We start from the raw sequence: 17,992 nt of genomic DNA, 5'->3' as shown, positions 1-17,992 counted from the left end.
CAAAAATAAATTACAAGGGGAATGGACAAAAAAATGAAATTTGAACAAAATTTTTCACAAAAACAACAACAAACACAAAAACTTGCCATGACACAACAGCTCCAACAGTCCATCCAAGTCTTGCAGTATAACAGCGAAGAGCTACTGGCTTTTGTTGAAAATCAGGCGTTGGAAAACCCCTTAGTAGAAGTGATCGAACCGGATTGGCAACCCGATTACCAAAAACGTAATGCCAGTTATGAGGGAGAAGAGACGAGCTACTTGAATCAAATTCCTGATACAACAGGCTCACTTTTTGAATCATTGATCGAACAAGTCCATTTGAATTACCGAGATACTTTCTTACGTAAGTTGATTTTATATTTGATCGAATATATCGACCTGAATGGTTTTTTGACTATTTCTTTAGAAGACGCCATCCAACAAACGAATGCGACACCGATCCAAATGCTTGACGCATTGACGCTGATCCAGCAGTTAGAGCCAGCAGGTGTTGGGGCGCGAAGTTTACAAGAATGTTTGATGTTACAAACCGAAAGAGACGATTATGCGCCCGAATTGGCTTACATCGTCTTGGAAGAATGGTTTGATCAATTAGTCGAACGCAAATGGAAAGAGATCGCCCAACATTTTGCGATTCCATTAAGCGATGTACAACGGATCTTTGACTATATCCAAACCCTTAGTCCAAGTCCTGGACGAGTCTTTGACCATAGTAGCGGTTTGTATATCATTCCCGATGTCAAAGTTGTCGTAATAAGTGAAGAAGTCCAAGTCATCTCAAATCGAGGCAACCAGCCGAATGTACGTTTTCAAGAAGCCTATTTTCAACAGATGCAAAAAAAAGCAGATAAAGAGACTCAAGCCTATTTGAAAGAACGAAAACAAGAATTTGAATGGCTACAAAAAACGATTTTGCAACGCGGTGATACGATCATGCGTGTGGCGCAAATCATTGTTTCTCGGCAAAAAGAATTCTTTACAAATGTCGCACGACCGATCCGCCCATTGACCTTAAAAGAAGTCGCAGAAGAAATCGACGTCCACGAATCAACGGTCAGTCGAGCAGTCAATGGCAAGTATCTTGAAACCGATTTTGGTGTCTTCGAATTGAAAAAGTTCTTTACGACGAGACTCCAACCTACAAATGCAGAGAGTACTGAAGACCTATCAGCAGATACCGCAAAGAAAAAAGTCCAAGAACTAGTGGATGCGGAAGATAAAAGCAAACCATTATCTGACCAAAAATTAGTAGAACTACTGAAAAATGACAAAATTTCGATTTCTCGACGAACAGTCGCCAAATATCGTGACTTGTTAGGAATCCCTAGTTCATCGAAAAGAAAACGGTATGATAAATAATTGAATGAAAGACTGGAAGAATCTTAAACATTTTTCTAGTCTTTTTTTGTTGATAAATACGGACAAAACTGTTAGACTATGTCATGTGAGGTTGAGATTTTCCTAGTAGAAAACGTGCAAGTTGGAAAGTCCGATTTATTTTTTTAGATCACATGGGTCGTTTTGAGTCTACATTGGACGAAAAATGTCCAACTAAGGAGATCGCTATGTTAGATGAATTGAAACTGATTGAAGCTGTTGCGCCAGACATCATGGATGTTTTGCAAGAACGCTATAAGATTTTGCGCAATATTTACTGGATGCAGCCAATTGGTCGTCGTAGTTTATCGGAAAGCATGGGCATGACCGAACGTGTCTTACGAACAGAAACGGATCTGCTCAAACAACTTGAACTGATCAACGCCTCTAAAAGTGGTATGACGCTGACGAAAAAAGGAGAGGAAGTCTATCAAAGCCTCGAAGGCTTTATGGACCAACTTTTAGGAATGCATCAGATTGAAATGAAACTATCTGAGTATTTTGGGAACCAGCGCTGTATCGTTGTTTCTGGAAACAGTGAACAACAACCAAAAGTAGCAGATGCTTTTGGCGAAGCCTTGGACGAATCACTGAATCTACTACTTCCGGAAGGTGATAATATCATCGCAGTCATGGGAGGAACGACGATGGCGATCGTTGCAGAGCAACTGACTAGCTTAGAAAATAGCAAGCGCCATAACTTGTTTGTTCCTGCGCGAGGTGGGATCGGCGAGGCGATTACTGTACAAGCGAACTCAGTCAGTGCTAGAATGGCTACAAAGGCAAATGGAAAACACCGAGCACTATATGTGCCGGAACAATTAAGCTTGGCTACTTACAATTCATTACTCAATGAGCCGTCTATACAAGAAGTTTTAAACTTGATAAGTCAGGCGAATTGTGTTATTCATAGTATTGGACGGGCGTTGCATATGGCAGCGCGACGAAAGATGAATGAAGAAGAATTGCTGATGTTGAAACAAGCCAATGCCGTTGCGGAATCTTTTGGCTATTTCTTCAATGAAAAAGGAGAAGTCGTTTATAAAGTCCCACGAATCGGCATCGAATTAAAAGACTTAGCTAAAGTCCCGATCATTCTTGCGGTTGCAGGAGGGAAAGCCAAAGCCAAAGCAATTCGAGCGTATATGAATAATGCACCAAAACAAACGTGGCTCATCACAGATGAAGCCGCTGCTAATGAGATTTTAAAAGGGGTATCCCTTTAAAATAAATATTTTTTTGATTTTCATAAGGAGGAAATCTTAAATGACAGTTAAAGTAGGTATTAATGGTTTTGGACGTATTGGACGTCTAGCGTTCCGTCGTATCCAAGATGTAGATGGAATCGAAGTAGTAGCAATCAACGATTTGACAGATGCTAAAATGTTGGCACACTTGTTAAAATACGATACAACTCAAGGACGTTTCAACGGAACAGTTGAAGTTCACGAAGGTTCATTCAACGTAAACGGAAAAGAAGTTAAAGTATTAGCTAACCGTAACCCTGAAGAATTACCTTGGGGCGAACTAGGCGTAGACATCGTTCTAGAATGTACTGGTTTCTTCACTTCAAAATCAGCTGCTGAAAAACATTTAACAGCTGGTGCTAAACGTGTTGTTATCTCAGCTCCTGGTGGAGACGATGTACCAACAATCGTTTACAACACAAACCATGAAACATTAACTGGTAAAGAAACAGTTATCTCTGGTGCTTCATGTACAACTAACTGTTTAGCTCCTATGGCTAAAACATTGAACGACAAATTTGGTGTTGTTGAAGGATTAATGACAACTATCCACGCTTACACAGGTGACCAAATGACTCTTGACGGACCTCATCCTAAAGGTGACTTCCGCCGTGCACGCGCTGCTGCTGCAAACATCGTTCCTAACTCAACAGGTGCTGCTAAAGCAATCGGTTTAGTAATCCCTGAATTGAACGGTAAATTAGACGGAGCTGCTCAACGTGTACCAATCGCAACTGGTTCATTAACAGAATTAGTTACAGTTCTTGATAAAAACGTAACAGTTGATGAAGTAAATGCTGCAATGGAAGAAGCAGCTAACGAATCTTACGGTTACAACACAGACGAAATCGTTTCTTCAGATATCGTTGGTATGACTTACGGTTCATTATTTGATGCTACTCAAACAAAAGTAATGACTGTTGGCGACAAACAATTAGTTAAAACTGTTGCTTGGTACGACAACGAAATGTCATACACTGCACAATTAGTACGTACTTTAGAATACTTCGCTAACTTATAAGATAAATCGTACAAGTGTAACCTATATCCATGTACACTTAAAAGCGGGGAAGCAATCGCGCTTCTCCGCTTTTTTTGATAAGATGTTTATTTTAGGAGGAAATCAAATGGCTAAGAAAACAGTCAAAGATATTGATTTAAAAGATAAAAAAGTCCTTGTCCGTGTTGACTTCAACGTTCCTTTGAAAGACGGCGTCATCACTGATGATACACGTATCAAAGCTGCGTTACCAACAATCAATTATGTGTTGGAGCAAGGCGGAAAAGCGATTCTTTTCTCTCACCTTGGACGTGTGAAAACAGAAGAAGACAAAGAAGGAAAATCTTTGGCACCAGTGGCAAAACGTTTAGGCGAATTGCTAGGTAAAGAAGTAACTTTCGTTCCTGAAACTCGTGGTTCAGAATTAGAAACAGCAATTGCTGACATGAAAGACGGAGACGTAGTTGTTTTTGAAAACACTCGTTTTGAAGACATCGACGGCAAAAAAGAAAGCAAAAATGATGCTGACCTAGGTAAATACTGGGCTTCTTTAGGTGATGTATTTGTCAATGATGCGTTTGGTACAGCTCACCGTGCCCATGCTTCTAACGTAGGGATCGCTTCAACAGGTATCCCAACAGTTGCTGGATTCTTGATGGATAAAGAAATCAAGTTCATTGGCGAAGCAGTTGAAGAACCAAAACGTCCGATGATCGCGATCTTAGGTGGAGCGAAAGTTTCAGATAAAATCGGTGTCATCGAAAACTTGATTCCTAAAGCAGACAAAATCTTGATCGGCGGCGGAATGACTTACACATTCTACGAAGCAAAAGGCATCAAGATCGGTAACTCTTTAGTTGAAGCAGATAAAGTAGCTTTAGCAAAAGAATTGATCGAAAAAGCAGGCGACAAATTAGTTTTACCAATCGACAACGTTTGTGCCCCTGAATTTTCAAATGATGTAGAAACACAAGTCATCGAAGGAGATATTCCTGAAGGCTTGATGGCATTAGACATCGGCCCTGCATCAGTTAAATTATTTGCTGATACATTACAAGGTGCGAAAACAGTTGTATGGAACGGACCAATGGGTGTATTCGAAATGAGTAACTTCGCTAAAGGTACGATCGGTGTTTGTGAAGCAATCGCTAACCTTGAAGATGCAACAACGATCATCGGTGGCGGTGACTCTGCTGCTGCTGCGGAACAATTAGGTTTTGCAGACAAATTCACTCACATCTCAACAGGTGGCGGTGCAAGCTTAGAGTTGCTTGAAGGGAAAGAATTACCTGGACTAGCTGCAATCAACGACAAATAAGCATAAAATCAACGAATAAATAAAATGGTGAGAGGACCATCTACAGATTGCTCAAATCTGTAGTCCTCTTACATTCTGAATAGGAGTGCATATCATGCGTAAACCAATTATCGCTGGTAACTGGAAAATGAACAAAACTGCATCTGAAGCAAAAGATTTTGCAGAAGCAGTAAAAAACAAGATCCCTTCAAATGATAAAGTAGATTCAGTGATTGGATCTCCTGCATTATTCTTACAAGAATTAATGGCTTCAGCTGAAGGTACAGAATTGAAAATCGCTGCACAAAACTCTTACTGGGAAAACTCAGGTGCATTCACTGGTGAAACATCACCAGCAGCTTTAGCTGATCTAGGTGTACAATATGTGATCATCGGTCACTCTGAGCGTCGTGAATACTTCCACGAAACTGACGAAGATATCAACAAAAAAGCGAAAGCAATCTTCGCAAACGGTATGATCCCAATTCTTTGCTGTGGTGAGTCATTAGAAACATATGAAGCAGGCAAAACTGCTGAGTGGATCGAAGGACAAATCACTGCTGGTCTTGAAGGCTTAACAGAAGGTCAAGTAAGTAATCTAGTTATTGCTTACGAACCAATCTGGGCAATCGGTACAGGTAAATCAGCAGATGCTGAAATCGCTGACGAAATCTGTGGCGTGGTACGTCAAACAGTTGAAAAACTTTACGGCAAAGAAGTATCAGAAGCAGTTCGTATCCAATACGGTGGTTCTGTAAAACCTGAGAACATTGCTGAGTATATGGCAAAAGAAAATGTGGATGGCGCATTAGTTGGCGGAGCTAGCTTAGAAGCGGATTCATTCTTAGCATTACTTGATGCTGTAAAATAATTATTGAAAATTTGTGAAAAATGCAAGAAATGTTTGCACAAAGACACAAAATTAACTAAAATCGTATATGAGGGAAATCCCTTAGGAAAAAACCAAACTCAAAGGAGAGACAAAACATGTCAATTATTACTGATGTTTACGCTCGCGAGATTCTAGACTCACGCGGTAACCCAACAATCGAAGTAGAAGTATACACAGAAAGCGGTGCTTTCGGCCGTGGAATGGTTCCTTCAGGTGCTTCAACTGGTGAATACGAAGCAGTTGAATTACGTGACGGAGACAAATCTCGTTATGGCGGTAAAGGTGTAATCAAAGCTGTTGACAACGTAAACAACATCATTGCTGAAGCAATCATTGGCTACGATGTACGTGACCAAATGGCTATCGACAAAGCAATGATCGCTTTAGACGGAACTCCTAACAAAGGTAAATTAGGTGCGAACGCTATTCTTGGTGTTTCAATCGCTGTTGCTCGTGCAGCTGCTGACTACCTAGAAGTACCTTTATACCACTACCTAGGCGGATTCAACACAAAAGTATTACCAACTCCAATGATGAACATCATCAACGGTGGATCACATGCGGATAACTCAATCGACTTCCAAGAATTCATGATCATGCCTGTTGGCGCGCCAACATTCAAAGAAGCACTACGTATGGGTGCGGAAGTATTCCATGCATTAGCTGCAATCTTGAAATCTCGTGGATTAGCAACTTCAGTTGGTGACGAAGGTGGATTCGCTCCTAACCTTGGTTCAAACGAAGAAGGTTTCGAAGTAATCATCGAAGCAATCGAAAAAGCTGGCTATGTTCCTGGTAAAGACGTTGTTCTTGCAATGGACGCTGCTTCTTCAGAATTCTACGACAAAGAAAAAGGTGTTTACGTATTAGCTGATTCAGGCGAAGGCGAAAAAACAACTGACGAAATGATCAAATTCTACGAAGAATTAGTATCTAAATACCCAATCATCTCTATTGAAGATGGATTAGACGAAAACGACTGGGATGGATTCAAGAAATTGACAGAAGTTCTAGGCGACAAAGTTCAATTAGTGGGTGACGACTTGTTCGTAACAAACACTGAAAAACTTGCTGAAGGTATCGAAAAAGGAATTGCTAACTCAATCCTTATCAAAGTTAACCAAATCGGTACTTTGACAGAAACTTTCGAAGCAATCGAAATGGCTAAAGAAGCTGGTTACACTGCAGTAGTTTCTCACCGTTCTGGTGAAACAGAAGATTCAACAATCTCTGATATCGCAGTTGCAACAAACGCTGGCCAAATCAAAACAGGTTCTCTATCACGTACTGACCGTGTTGCGAAATACAACCAATTATTACGTATCGAAGACCAACTTGGTGAAGTTGCAGAGTACAAAGGTTTGAAATCTTTCTACAACTTAAAAAACAAATAATTAAATGAATGTAAAAATGCCCTTCTTATGTCAATGACATGAGAGGGGTATTTTTTTTAGGCATATGATTAATCAGAAAAAATATTTTTAGTACTTAAAGAAACGAATGATAGAAACAAATCATAGATTCTTATGAATATAAATAAAGATCATCATTCCTCATATTTTATTAGGCACAAAATCGATTAATTAGCTTTAACCAAGCTGTTCTTAATTCATCGCGTCTTTATCATGGATGATGAAAACGAGACGATTGAGAACAAGAATGTACCTCCTATAAACTTGAAGATCGACAACTATGTGGGGTTTCTTTTTATTATATAGTGTGTTATAGTCTATTGATTATCTAAACGACGAACGATTCCGAAGAATTTCTTCTTTATCATTTGCTTCTCTTACTTCCTCAACCTAACCACCAAGTCTTTTGACGTCATCATCATATGTTGCCATATAAACAAAACCCGCATAGTGTTCGGTTCCAATATAAATAAGTTGATTTTTGATGAATGTAAGAGAATAAGTTCTCATGGAAATTTTTTTGATAACCGGATACGGTTTTGGTCGAAATATCACGCCTAAAAGGTCTAATAACTCTGATCAAAGGACAAATAGGGAGCTTTTATAGAGGTAAGGAGTGAGCCTAGTCCATCTTTCCGGACAAGTTTCTATCATGTAGCAAAGAACGTGGTGAAAGATTATCCTGTTTTTAAAAAAAGAGTTGAATGTTCGGATAAACCCTATAAGGAAATTTAATGTAAACTGATTTTGTGAAAAAAATATTAAATTCCGGAGGCTATCCAACAATGAAAAAAAAGGTATCCACAACAGTTATGCTATCAACTTTGTTGTTAGTAGGTAGTAACCCAAGCTTAGTAAACGCATCCGAGGCAGTCAGTGAAAAACAAATACCGATTGAAGTCCAAGATGGAAAACTAGATATCACTTTCAATGAAGGAACAACAAACAAAGTCGATTTCAAATTATCTGATTTTGACTTAAACTCAGATATGCGTAAACAAACGAAGGTCTTGAAAGCAACTGCTACAGTAAATAATACAAAATCACAGGATGTTTTTGTGAATATTTTTGCAAAACTTGACCAATATGGAAATGGACTAGACATTCAACCTTCAAACCCACATCTTCAAGCACAACAGGTAATGCGAATGAGTTCGGTACAGATCGAAAAAGATTTCGATGTCATTTTAGATGCAAATGATTACGTATGGCGATCAAACAGAGATGATAGCGCCAAAATCATCTTGACAGCACAAGAAGTAAATAATCCTTGGGGATAATACTCCGGACTAAAAAATAGTTATTTTCAGTTGTGAAAGGCTTGCCAGATAAAAAGAGTTAAGTGTGCGAAGATTGACAGAATACGATGGATCATAATATAGAATACGTAGATCTATCCGTCTGTCCTATAGAATATTCAAAGAAGAAATGCTGATCCAATCAATGAAAACTACTCTTGTTGATTGCCTGATCAGTGTTCCTTCTTTTATTCTTTCGTGTAGTTGCAAGCTTCTACTGGCGCTGGTTGGTCCATCAGATTTATGAATCTAGTAATGCAAACAGAGAAAATTTTAATCAATAGAAATTTATTAGAAATAAGTGAAGGTGTTTAGATAATAATTCCGTAGAAAGACAAATATACATGATCAAAGCTTCACTACCTTAGTAATCAAGTCAAAATGTACAGGCAAGACCAATACAACAGCCATGCAAGTTGAACTAGGAGACATCGGTATAGTTCGCTGAAAATAAAAAATGAAACATTCTGACTAAATGAATTCTTCTTAGTATAGAATCCTCTAAAAATGAAGGTTGGTAGAAGAAATGGAATATATAATGGATACGTTTAGTAGCCGTTACTTAACAAAAAAACAAAACGAAATGTTGCAACTGTTTACGGTTCTAGTGACAGAAAAATATTTGTCATTGAATAAATTAAGTGAGCGGTTAAACTTAACGATGTATCAAACGAAAATATTACTGGTTGAACTCGAAGAAAACTTCGAACAATTGAATTTTACATTTTCATCTTTCTTTTTACTAGAAAAGGGGACGATTGGTTTAATCGAAGGTGTTAATCAGGAACTGTTGCTTCAAGTATTTGTTAATTTGAAAAAAAAGTTTTTTAATGAATCACCTTATTTTCAATTATTGCTCTATCTCTTGAAACACCGAAAAACTCGTGTAGTCGATATTTCCGAAAAGTTGATGTTTAGTAAGTCTTATAGTTATAAATTGATCAGTCGGCTGAAAGATATCTTTCATTATCAAAAAATACCAATAACTATTAATAGTAATTTTGAATCAATTTCTTTGGAAGGCAATGAGATGTCTATCAGAACATATCATTACCTGGTACAAATCATGGCCTATAATGTTTTCGCAGATAGCCAAACAAGAGTGAATATTGACCTAGTAGGTGGACACTATGAGAGGTTGAAGACAACAAAAGCAAAGCATGACATTCTATTCTCGATACTTGAAAATGCTGTGTCACGTGGGTATATCATACAAGATTTGGACAAAACAGCGATAGCACTATTCGCTGATATGAAAGAACTGTATGAAGAGGACTCGCTAACAAAGTTGATACCAACGCGAAACATGGAAGATAGAGAAAAAGAAGTTGCATTCTTTTATTTTTGTAGACAACTTCTCATCCCTGAAACGACAAGCAAGCAGGACAAGATAGTCTTAGGTAAAAAATTCAAAGAGCATAGACAGAACGAAATCGTTGATTTTTCTATGAATGTCGTCGAAACATTATCAGAAAAATATAAGATAAATTCCGATGTGGAGCATGTGATTTTATATGAAAGTGTCATCAATAGTTGGGCATACAAAAATATTTATTTCGAGAATTTAAAGGGAGTGGCTAATCAAAATAGTCCTAATAGTAGAATCCATGAAGTGAAGCAGCTACTATTGGAAATAGTCAAAAATAGGAATTTTCAAGTTGGGGATAGACAAATATTTGCGAACAAGTTAGCACATATCCTTTCGTATTATTTGCCTATCCAAAACAATGAAAGAGTGACTATTGCTATATCGATGTTGCATCATCCGGAATATGTACCAGTTATCGAAAGTAAATTACTAACGATATTTAATAAAAAAATCATTCATTTCACTTCTGACTTTACTGATGCAGATATTTTGGTGTCTGATGGGATTGTGTACCACGATGAGTCCCAAGATTTTGCTTTTTTTAGAGACATTCACAATAAGGATCATTGGGACAATTTAAACGCGATTGTCCAAGCAAGAATTATCTTAAAGTTAGAGTAATGAATTTAATAAATATAGATAATAAAAGAATCTCTAAGGAAACTTATTCTTTTCAATTTGATCAGGGAAAAGTGAAACATTCTGATGAATCAAAATACAAAGTATGATGATAGGATAACTACTGTTGTGAAAAAGAGGAATAAGAATGATCAAGAAAAAATATAGAGATTTAAGATACTTGATAGGAAAATGAATAGGAGAAATAATGACAAAAAATAGCCAAGCCAAAGAATACAAGTTAGTTGACTTCTGTTCGCTTATTTTCGTTTTATTGATGGGATGTTTTTTTTACATACAACCAGTAGAGGCGTCCGAGGAAGATACTGCATCGATCCTAGTGGATGTGCAACCCAAAGAATATGAGATCAGAGATAGCTATCTGCAGTTTACTCCAGAACTTAATAAGAACTATGAGTTCACTGCTACGATTACAAATATAGGTGACAAAGACTTAGATGTTACTGTCTATCCATCGGTTGCTATATCAACGATGGGAAGTGTCACTTATGTTGAAAATACAGAAAATCTTTTAGATGAAAAGTATGACTTTAGTAAATACGTGAAGATAACTGATGCTAATGGCGAACTAGAAGACGGGAAAATCAAAGTTGAAGCGAAACAAAGTGAAACGATAGCAATTTTGATCAATGTGACTGAGGAACTTAATGGAGAAGTTTTAGGTGGGGTGAATTTCTCTCAGACATTAAGTGAAGAAAGTCATGAAGATGCTGTAGATATCGTTCATGTCTATGAGAAAGTGATCCTATTTCATCTCAAGATGGATGAAATAGAGGCTGAAAAAGAACAAACTTATGATGAGTTTGAGTTTGTGAGCTCACAGGATGCGATAAGGCTTGATTACTATATAGCCAACAATGATCCTGCAGTAACTTTTGCGGAAAGCGGCTCATACAAAGTAATCAATCCAAACGGGGATATCATTTCTGAAGGAGAAATTGAAGAAAGCTCAATTGCATTGACGCCAATGACTAAAACAAAGCTGAATCTGCCCTTAGTTAGGGACGCAGAATTGGTATCTGGGGAATATCAATTCATCATAACTGTTGATGGCAAGGAGAAAATAACTAGATTTAGCTATACAAAAGAGGCGCTTGAACAATTGATTGAACAAACAAACGGCTCGAATCATGTTGTTGTCAATCAAACCAACAATATATGGGTGATTGGTTTATTAATCATTTTTTCTACTCTATTGATTGTCATAAGTGTAATACTTTATCTTAAATATAAGAAAACGAGAATCAACAGCTAAGGCTGCGATTCTCGTTTTTCGCTATTAGGCGAAAGGCCAAATTTATAAATGATCAATAATGTGAGAAAAGAAATTCCGGTACCCGCAAAGCCAAAAAACATATCAATGAGATCAGGTGTGTTTATGAATCCAAGGACAGTTTCACATAGTGCATTTGCTATAAGCAATAGTAGAGAAAAGATAACTACATAATTGATTTTTACACCCATCAATAACCAAAAATAAGGAATCAAACCTAAAATCAAACTAATTGAAAAGTTTGAAATATGAAGATAAAAATCAGGATAGACAGAGGTGAAAATCGTTACATCCCAATATTTTGATAAATACATAAAAGATCCAGCAGCAATCACTACAAGATACAAAATAGAAGTCCATAACTTGGGTAAAAATTTAAAAGCAAGTTGGTTCTTCATGACGAGTCACCTCCGAATGATGTTTGGGTAATGAATATAGTGAGCTTTCCTATGTATTGTTAAAAAGAGGTGGTCAAGTTCATTATAGCCTATTTACTTTATTATGTAATATATCAAACAAGAAGGATGCGAATTAAAGAATATATCTATATCAAAAAGACAATACCAAGACATTTAAGGTAACTTATAGCCTAATGTTTACTCGATCTATTACAGACGTACCAGACTAATATTTATAACTCACTTGTAGAGGCAATTAAATTGTGGTACTATATTTTTGAAAGAAGTCGAGAATTCTTGGGCTTAATTGGAATTCTTGAAGAATGTATTTTCTTGCCTGAAAGGGTATCAGTTATCTGACGTGATGAAAGAGCCATTCATCAAAATCTTACTTTCAAAGTCATTGGGTGCTGACTTAAATGTAATCCTTATTTTGTAGCGAAGGTAATTTTGTTACGAATGAATGAAGTGTTTACTTACGATATCACGTATTTAAACATAGGCTTAGGAGAAGCCTTGATACACAGTTATCAAAAACAAGCACCCTTAAAAGAGAACTGGGAAAGCGAATGTGCAGTATGCATGTTCGCTTTTTTTACTAATTACAATTTAAATAGAAAAGAAAGAGAGCTTACAATGGAATATTCAAAAAAATTTGTGAAAACCTATCAATTATCTAAGTTATTCACCGAGAGCAATGAATTTCATTTGTTTTGCCAGACTATGATTTCTTTACTTACAGTTTTTCAAGAGGAATTTGTACATCGAAAAATAGATTACTTTTTTAAAACGGGAACAAAAGAGAGACAGCAAAAAATCTCTTTATGCGTACCTAAAGAAAGCATTATGCATTTATTTGGAATTAATTACTATGCCTTGCATGAGAGACATACTGTACATTTATATAATCAGCCCAGTTTTGCTTTAAATTTTTATCGTGATTTTGAATCTAATAAATTGGACTTTTCAAAATGCTGGGTTGAAAGTTTAGCTAAAGTAAAAGATAAAATGTCAGTTCTTAAATATATCAAGGACATTAAAACTGATAATGTTAGAGTTGGAAAATATGGGATACTTAGAACTATACCAATGACTAACACATTAAGTATACATAGAACATTTTTGGGATTAGGGCTATATCATGACAATCCTGAATTTTCAGTACCTCGCACTTGTCTTAATTTAAAAAAAGATAATGAAGCACAAAATAATACTTCTTTTAGAAATGTATATAAATGTTCAAAAATCATTGAATATGAAAGATTACCCAATGGAAAGTGGCAAAAAATAAGGCATGATGACTATACAAAGTATCTCCAAGCGGAAAAATCTTTGAAAAAGAAAAATAAAAAAAGAAAATAGCTCTTTGATTAAAAGAATCATAAACTTATTTATTATTTTTAATTTTTTTGTTCTATGGATAGTAGCAATATAGCCGTTTCAGTATACATATTTGTTAAATAAATTTAACTAGAAAATGAAGCCAAGACTGTATCAGTCTCTGACTTCATTTTTTTATATCTATTTATTGATATATGACATATTTCGTAGATAATCAGTTGACTCTAAAAATTAAGTAACATAATCTATCTAATCAGGTTTTTATCCAAGGATAGATTATAGTTTGTTATAATGTTTCTGGAAGCGTTATAATGGATGGTCAAATAGGGGCATAAATAAAAAATAGCTAACACGGTTTGCGTACATATATAGAAAGAGAAGCTCGATTTTTGAGATGAATGAAAGTAGAGGTTAGAGAGTTAACAGTGAAAAAAAAAATAATTGTGGTATGCATAACTATGTTTTTAACATTGGTGAGTATTTTAGGAATAAGAAACATATTGAAACCTACAGAAAAAGACAAACAGATAACCTTTTTAAAAGCACATGAAAAGGAGATGACGGAGTATATAAAAAATTATAGTTCGCAAGATGGCCACATTACGTTTAATTGGGAGACAACAGCAGTAAATACAGGTATTGCATTTTCCGAACCTGTATTGATTGTCAAATTTGATATTAGAGACAGTTCAAAATCAGAGTATAACAATCGAGGTTATGTACTTAGGGTAAAAACTGATTTAAAAAAATTAAATAAAATAAGGGAATTGATGGTTTTAAATGACCCTATTTATTCTAATATTCAGGAGGGAATAAATGACTGATTTGAAGATAACTATAATATATATGTTAATTTAGCGCAAAGTGCGTATACAGAACGTCCAAAACCGTTTCCTTATGAAGTACTTTTGGAAAAAGACCGTACTAAACCAGACAATAATAATTCTGTTAAATTCAATTTCCCAAATGCAAAAGATGCTCATGGAAATGGTTTAAGTACAGTCTACCTCCAACCCGATACTACCGTAAAAACAGTCAAATAATTAGCAATAATGCGACTACCGAAAGTAAACGGAGGATGAAGAAAAAAATGTGTGAAAGTGCCGATATTCTGTCTGAATATATCTAAATATTTTAGGTGCAAGAAATGGAGAGATAATCAAATGGGGAAGAAAAAATGGTTGGTTTTAGTATGTGTAGGTATATTATTAGTCATTTTGACAACGATAGGAGTGAATAAAATGAGCGAGCCACCAGAAAAAGAAAGACAAATTGCGTTTTTAAAAGAACATGAAAATAAAATGACTGAGTATGTGAAATCTCAAAATCCAAAGATTCAAAGTGTTAAGTATGAATGGGATAGTGTGAAAGTCGATGATATAGGAAATGGTACACCTATAGGCGCCGGAAAATTATTGACCATTAATGGGGAATTTAATGATATCGAAGAGTCAAACTTCATACTAAGTTTTGGAGTTGATGATAAAAAAATGCCTGAACTTGATACTATAGGACTTTTAAGCTCTTTATATGTAGAGGGGAGAATATATGAGTAAATTAGAGAATTCTGACAAGATTTCCCTAAAAACAGTCAAAGAATATGAAACAATATGATATCGAAAGTAAAGAAAGATATGAAATGTAAAGCTATGTAAAAGTACATATAAAAAATAATCTAGCATAAAAATATTGCTAAAATCAAAAACGCTGTTTTGTAAAAAAAATCTCTGATACATGTGAAAGTATTGATAGATTGCCTGAACATATACAAAAAATCCAAAATTTGGAAGATCGAGGAAGGTGGGAATAATCAATTGGGAAAGAAAAAATGGCTGATTGTAGTAAGTATAGGTATAGTATCAGTCCTTTTGACAACGATAGGATTAAAGAATATAAGCGAACCAACAAAAAAAGAAAGACAAATAGCCTTTTTAATTGAACACGAGGAAGAAATGGCGGAATTTGTAAAGCGGCAAAATGAAAAAGTTAATAAAGTTGTGTTTGATTGGAATTCACTAGAGCAAGAGATAGTTGGGAATGGACTTCCGCAAGGTGCCGGTGAGGTTTTTATTATTCGAATACAAATTACTGATAAGAATAGCAAGGAAATAAATTCATTTGGTTTCGCTATAAATCCAGATGATGTTAATAGGCCTAAGAAGATAGAAAAAATGTATACGATCAATGCTAACTATGATTACTATAGTTGCAGCCACAGGAGGGAGAAATTCTTGTGAGGAAAAAGGAAAAAATTATTGTAGTTAGCTTGACTATTATCTTAGTGCTTTTAGGCATGCCAGGATTGACAAACATAATGGAACCGACGGGAAAAGAAAAACAGATAGCTTTTTTGAAAAAACATGAAGAGAAAATGTCTAAATATATAAAACAAGAAAGTCATTCAGAAATCGAAATCAACTACGATTGGGAATCAGTAGAATGTTATCAAAGCATGGCGTTTTCGAGGCCAACCCTAGGAATCAAATTTGATGTTATAGATAAGAAAAAAAGTAGGGAAGAAAATTATTATTATAAAGGAAATACTTTGATCATTGACGTAGATAAAGAATATTCTACTATAAATGATATGTGGACGACGAACGCTATTCTAGAATCCAAATCTTGAAGGATATATGTAAATTTATTTCAAAGCTCGTACAAAAGAAGAACAAATAGTTTTGCCTATGAATCAATAAAAAAGGGAGTGAGGGGAGAATCAATTGGTCATGAAAAAATGGCTTATTCCAGTAAGTATAGGTATACTTTTAATGCTTGTTGCAACGATAGGAGTGAATAAAATAAGCGAACCAACAGAAAAAGAGAACCAAATTGCTTTTTTGAAAGAGCATGAAGAATACTTAACCAAGTACATTAAAGAGAGGAACCCACAAATCAATATAGCTATTATTAAATATGATTGGGAATCATTTAGGATAGAGGATAGCGGAGCTTTTACCCCAAAAATGTACATAGTTGATATTGAATTATATAGTATTGATAAAAATGAAATAGATGGCGGAGCAATTCAAGTTTTACCAAATAACTTAAAAAAACCTACTAAGATAGAAGAGATAGCGACCAATGATTTTGAAGAAGCAATGGAGGAACTAGATGATGGCTAACTTAGATAATTCATATACCATTCATGCTAATTTTGTAAATGCAAAAGATGGTTATGAAAAACCTGTTTATGAAAAACCTGTAAGCACAGTTTCCCTCTAACCCGATGCTAATGTGTGAAAGGAGTTAAAGAATTTGGAGCAATACCAGTATCAAAAGTAATGGGAAGATATGAAGTATAAATTTACGTGAAAATCCATACCAAAAAAGGTTTCAAAAACTTGGACGACCAAGAGATGAGAGGATAATGAATTGGTAAAGAAAAAATGGCTGATTCCAGTAAGTATTGGCATACTATTAGCCCTTTTTACAACAATAGGTGTGAATAAAATAGATGAGCCAACAGAAAAAGCAAGACAAATCGCTTTTTTGAAAGAGCACGAGAAAAAAATAACGGAATATGTGAAAGAAAGAAATGATTACGTAATTTTAAAAAAATATCAAATTAAAAATATTGAGTATGATTGGGAAACAGTTCGAGTTGTACAGGGCATGGCGTTTAGTCGTAAGTCAATCGCTGTTACTATCTATCTTTTTGATGAAACAGATAAAAAGGTTGATGGATTTGAAATATATATTTATCCCGATAATATTTCAAATCCTACTAAAATTAAAAGCTTTGAGTAAGGTGAAATACAAATGAACATTTAATTTGGTATAGTCAGCACACTTAATCGACCATTAAGAAGAGAAATTAAGATCAAAAATATAAGTATGCTTGTAACTATTGATTCACAAAGGTAAAAGCATAAAGGAGAAAAAATATGTGAGGAAAAAGAAAAAAATTATTGTAATAAGTTTGACTATTATCTTAGTACCTTTAGGCATGTTAGGGATGAAAAAAATAATGGAACCGACGGAAAAAGAAAAACAAATCGCTTTTTTGAAAGAACATGAAAAAGAAATGACCGTATATGTAAAGTCACAAAATGATAAAATCACAAGCGTTCAATATATCTGGGAAAGTGTAGAAGTTATTACGATTGGAAATGGACTTCCTTTTGGGGCAGGAGAAGCAATCACAATTGAAGGAAAATTCAATCATATTCCTGACTCCAGTTTTTATTTACAATTCAGTCTTGAAAAAACAAATAGAATGCCAGTGATAGAAAGCATGACTGCTTTTAATTCTTTTAGAATTGGGGGAATGCTCCTATGAGAAATGTAGAGAATATCAACAATATTTATACCAATTTAGCCGGAAGCAGCTATAATAGTTCGCCTAATTCAATTTAAAAATATTGAAATAGTATGAATTAAGTGGAATTTGATTATGCTATTAAAGAGATTGTTTAATATAGGAATGCAACTAATGAGGAAGCAAAG

The 17,992-nt window shown here is 35.3% G+C and carries 19 protein-coding genes; 18 read left to right on the top strand and 1 reads right to left on the bottom strand.

The annotated features are described in order from the left end of the window. Positions 1–33 precede the first annotated feature (33 nt). The 9 genes from rpoN to IGJ14_RS09925 all read left to right on the top strand — a co-directional run bounded on the left by rpoN (position 34) and on the right by IGJ14_RS09925 (position 11,789). Complete coding sequence (gene rpoN, locus IGJ14_RS09965; protein WP_195339223.1) at positions 34–1,362, top strand: RNA polymerase factor sigma-54; 1,329 nt, start codon at positions 34–36, stop codon at positions 1,360–1,362. Positions 1,363–1,514: 152 nt separating this feature from the next. Further along, complete coding sequence (locus tag IGJ14_RS09960) at positions 1,515–2,606, top strand: sugar-binding transcriptional regulator (RefSeq protein WP_171844984.1); 1,092 nt, start codon at positions 1,515–1,517, stop codon at positions 2,604–2,606. A gap of 40 nt (positions 2,607–2,646) precedes the next feature. After that, positions 2,647–3,648: a type I glyceraldehyde-3-phosphate dehydrogenase gene (gene gap / locus IGJ14_RS09955; RefSeq protein WP_010734862.1), complete on the top strand. Its 1,002-nt coding sequence runs from the start codon at positions 2,647–2,649 to the stop codon at positions 3,646–3,648. Positions 3,649–3,754: 106 nt separating this feature from the next. Continuing rightward, positions 3,755–4,945: a phosphoglycerate kinase gene (locus tag IGJ14_RS09950; protein ID WP_010734863.1), complete on the top strand. Its 1,191-nt coding sequence runs from the start codon at positions 3,755–3,757 to the stop codon at positions 4,943–4,945. 94 nt (positions 4,946–5,039) lie between these two features. Then, positions 5,040–5,795 carry a triose-phosphate isomerase gene (tpiA, locus tag IGJ14_RS09945; protein WP_019723102.1) on the top strand — a complete coding sequence of 252 codons (756 nt, stop codon included), beginning with the start codon at positions 5,040–5,042 and terminating at the stop codon, positions 5,793–5,795. Positions 5,796–5,911: 116 nt separating this feature from the next. After that, complete coding sequence (gene eno / locus IGJ14_RS09940) at positions 5,912–7,210, top strand: phosphopyruvate hydratase (protein WP_010734865.1); 1,299 nt, start codon at positions 5,912–5,914, stop codon at positions 7,208–7,210. Between the two features lie 803 nt (positions 7,211–8,013). Then, on the top strand, positions 8,014–8,508 hold the full coding sequence (locus IGJ14_RS09935) for a hypothetical protein (protein WP_019723101.1): 495 nt from the start codon (positions 8,014–8,016) through the stop codon (positions 8,506–8,508). A gap of 544 nt (positions 8,509–9,052) precedes the next feature. After that, a complete protein-coding gene (locus IGJ14_RS09930; RefSeq protein WP_019723100.1) occupies positions 9,053–10,516 on the top strand; it encodes a helix-turn-helix domain-containing protein in 1,464 nt (487 codons plus the stop codon). Between the two features lie 205 nt (positions 10,517–10,721). Then, on the top strand, positions 10,722–11,789 hold the full coding sequence (locus tag IGJ14_RS09925; protein WP_019723099.1) for a WxL protein peptidoglycan domain-containing protein: 1,068 nt from the start codon (positions 10,722–10,724) through the stop codon (positions 11,787–11,789). Here the strand turns inward: IGJ14_RS09925 and IGJ14_RS09920 are convergent. After that, entirely contained in the window at positions 11,786–12,205 is a 420-nt protein-coding gene (locus IGJ14_RS09920) for a hypothetical protein (protein WP_019723098.1), read from the bottom strand. The genes IGJ14_RS09925 and IGJ14_RS09920 overlap by 4 nt on opposite strands. Positions 12,206–12,664: 459 nt before the next feature. Between IGJ14_RS09920 and IGJ14_RS09915 the strand changes: the two genes are divergently transcribed. The 9 genes from IGJ14_RS09915 to IGJ14_RS09875 all read left to right on the top strand — a co-directional run bounded on the left by IGJ14_RS09915 (position 12,665) and on the right by IGJ14_RS09875 (position 17,825). Then, positions 12,665–13,567: a PBECR4 domain-containing protein gene (locus IGJ14_RS09915; protein ID WP_195339224.1), complete on the top strand. Its 903-nt coding sequence runs from the start codon at positions 12,665–12,667 to the stop codon at positions 13,565–13,567. Positions 13,568–13,971: 404 nt separating this feature from the next. After that, entirely contained in the window at positions 13,972–14,370 is a 399-nt protein-coding gene (locus IGJ14_RS09910; RefSeq protein ID WP_272019727.1) for a hypothetical protein, read from the top strand. 84 nt (positions 14,371–14,454) lie between these two features. Then, positions 14,455–14,589: a hypothetical protein gene (locus IGJ14_RS09905; protein WP_430607690.1), complete on the top strand. Its 135-nt coding sequence runs from the start codon at positions 14,455–14,457 to the stop codon at positions 14,587–14,589. 120 nt (positions 14,590–14,709) lie between these two features. After that, complete coding sequence (locus IGJ14_RS09900; RefSeq protein ID WP_195339225.1) at positions 14,710–15,102, top strand: hypothetical protein; 393 nt, start codon at positions 14,710–14,712, stop codon at positions 15,100–15,102. 258 nt (positions 15,103–15,360) lie between these two features. Further along, complete coding sequence (locus tag IGJ14_RS09895; RefSeq protein ID WP_019723978.1) at positions 15,361–15,783, top strand: hypothetical protein; 423 nt, start codon at positions 15,361–15,363, stop codon at positions 15,781–15,783. Continuing rightward, positions 15,780–16,172: a hypothetical protein gene (locus IGJ14_RS09890; protein ID WP_019723977.1), complete on the top strand. Its 393-nt coding sequence runs from the start codon at positions 15,780–15,782 to the stop codon at positions 16,170–16,172. The genes IGJ14_RS09895 and IGJ14_RS09890 overlap by 4 nt, the downstream gene beginning before the upstream one ends. 100 nt (positions 16,173–16,272) lie before the next feature. Continuing rightward, on the top strand, positions 16,273–16,668 hold the full coding sequence (locus tag IGJ14_RS09885) for a hypothetical protein (RefSeq protein WP_019723976.1): 396 nt from the start codon (positions 16,273–16,275) through the stop codon (positions 16,666–16,668). A 250-nt stretch (positions 16,669–16,918) separates the two neighbouring features. Next, positions 16,919–17,293, top strand: coding sequence for a hypothetical protein (locus tag IGJ14_RS09880; protein ID WP_019723974.1), 375 nt, complete (start codon positions 16,919–16,921; stop codon positions 17,291–17,293). Between the two features lie 139 nt (positions 17,294–17,432). Beyond that, a complete protein-coding gene (locus tag IGJ14_RS09875) occupies positions 17,433–17,825 on the top strand; it encodes a hypothetical protein (protein ID WP_019723973.1) in 393 nt (130 codons plus the stop codon). Positions 17,826–17,992 lie beyond the last annotated feature (167 nt).

This window comes from Enterococcus sp. DIV1304_2 (assembly GCF_050555445.1).
In the GTDB taxonomy this organism is placed as follows: Bacteria; Bacillota; Bacilli; order Lactobacillales; family Enterococcaceae; genus Enterococcus_B; species Enterococcus_B pernyi.
Note: the sequence above shows the minus strand (reverse complement) of the source record. Positions and strands in the feature narration are given on the sequence as shown.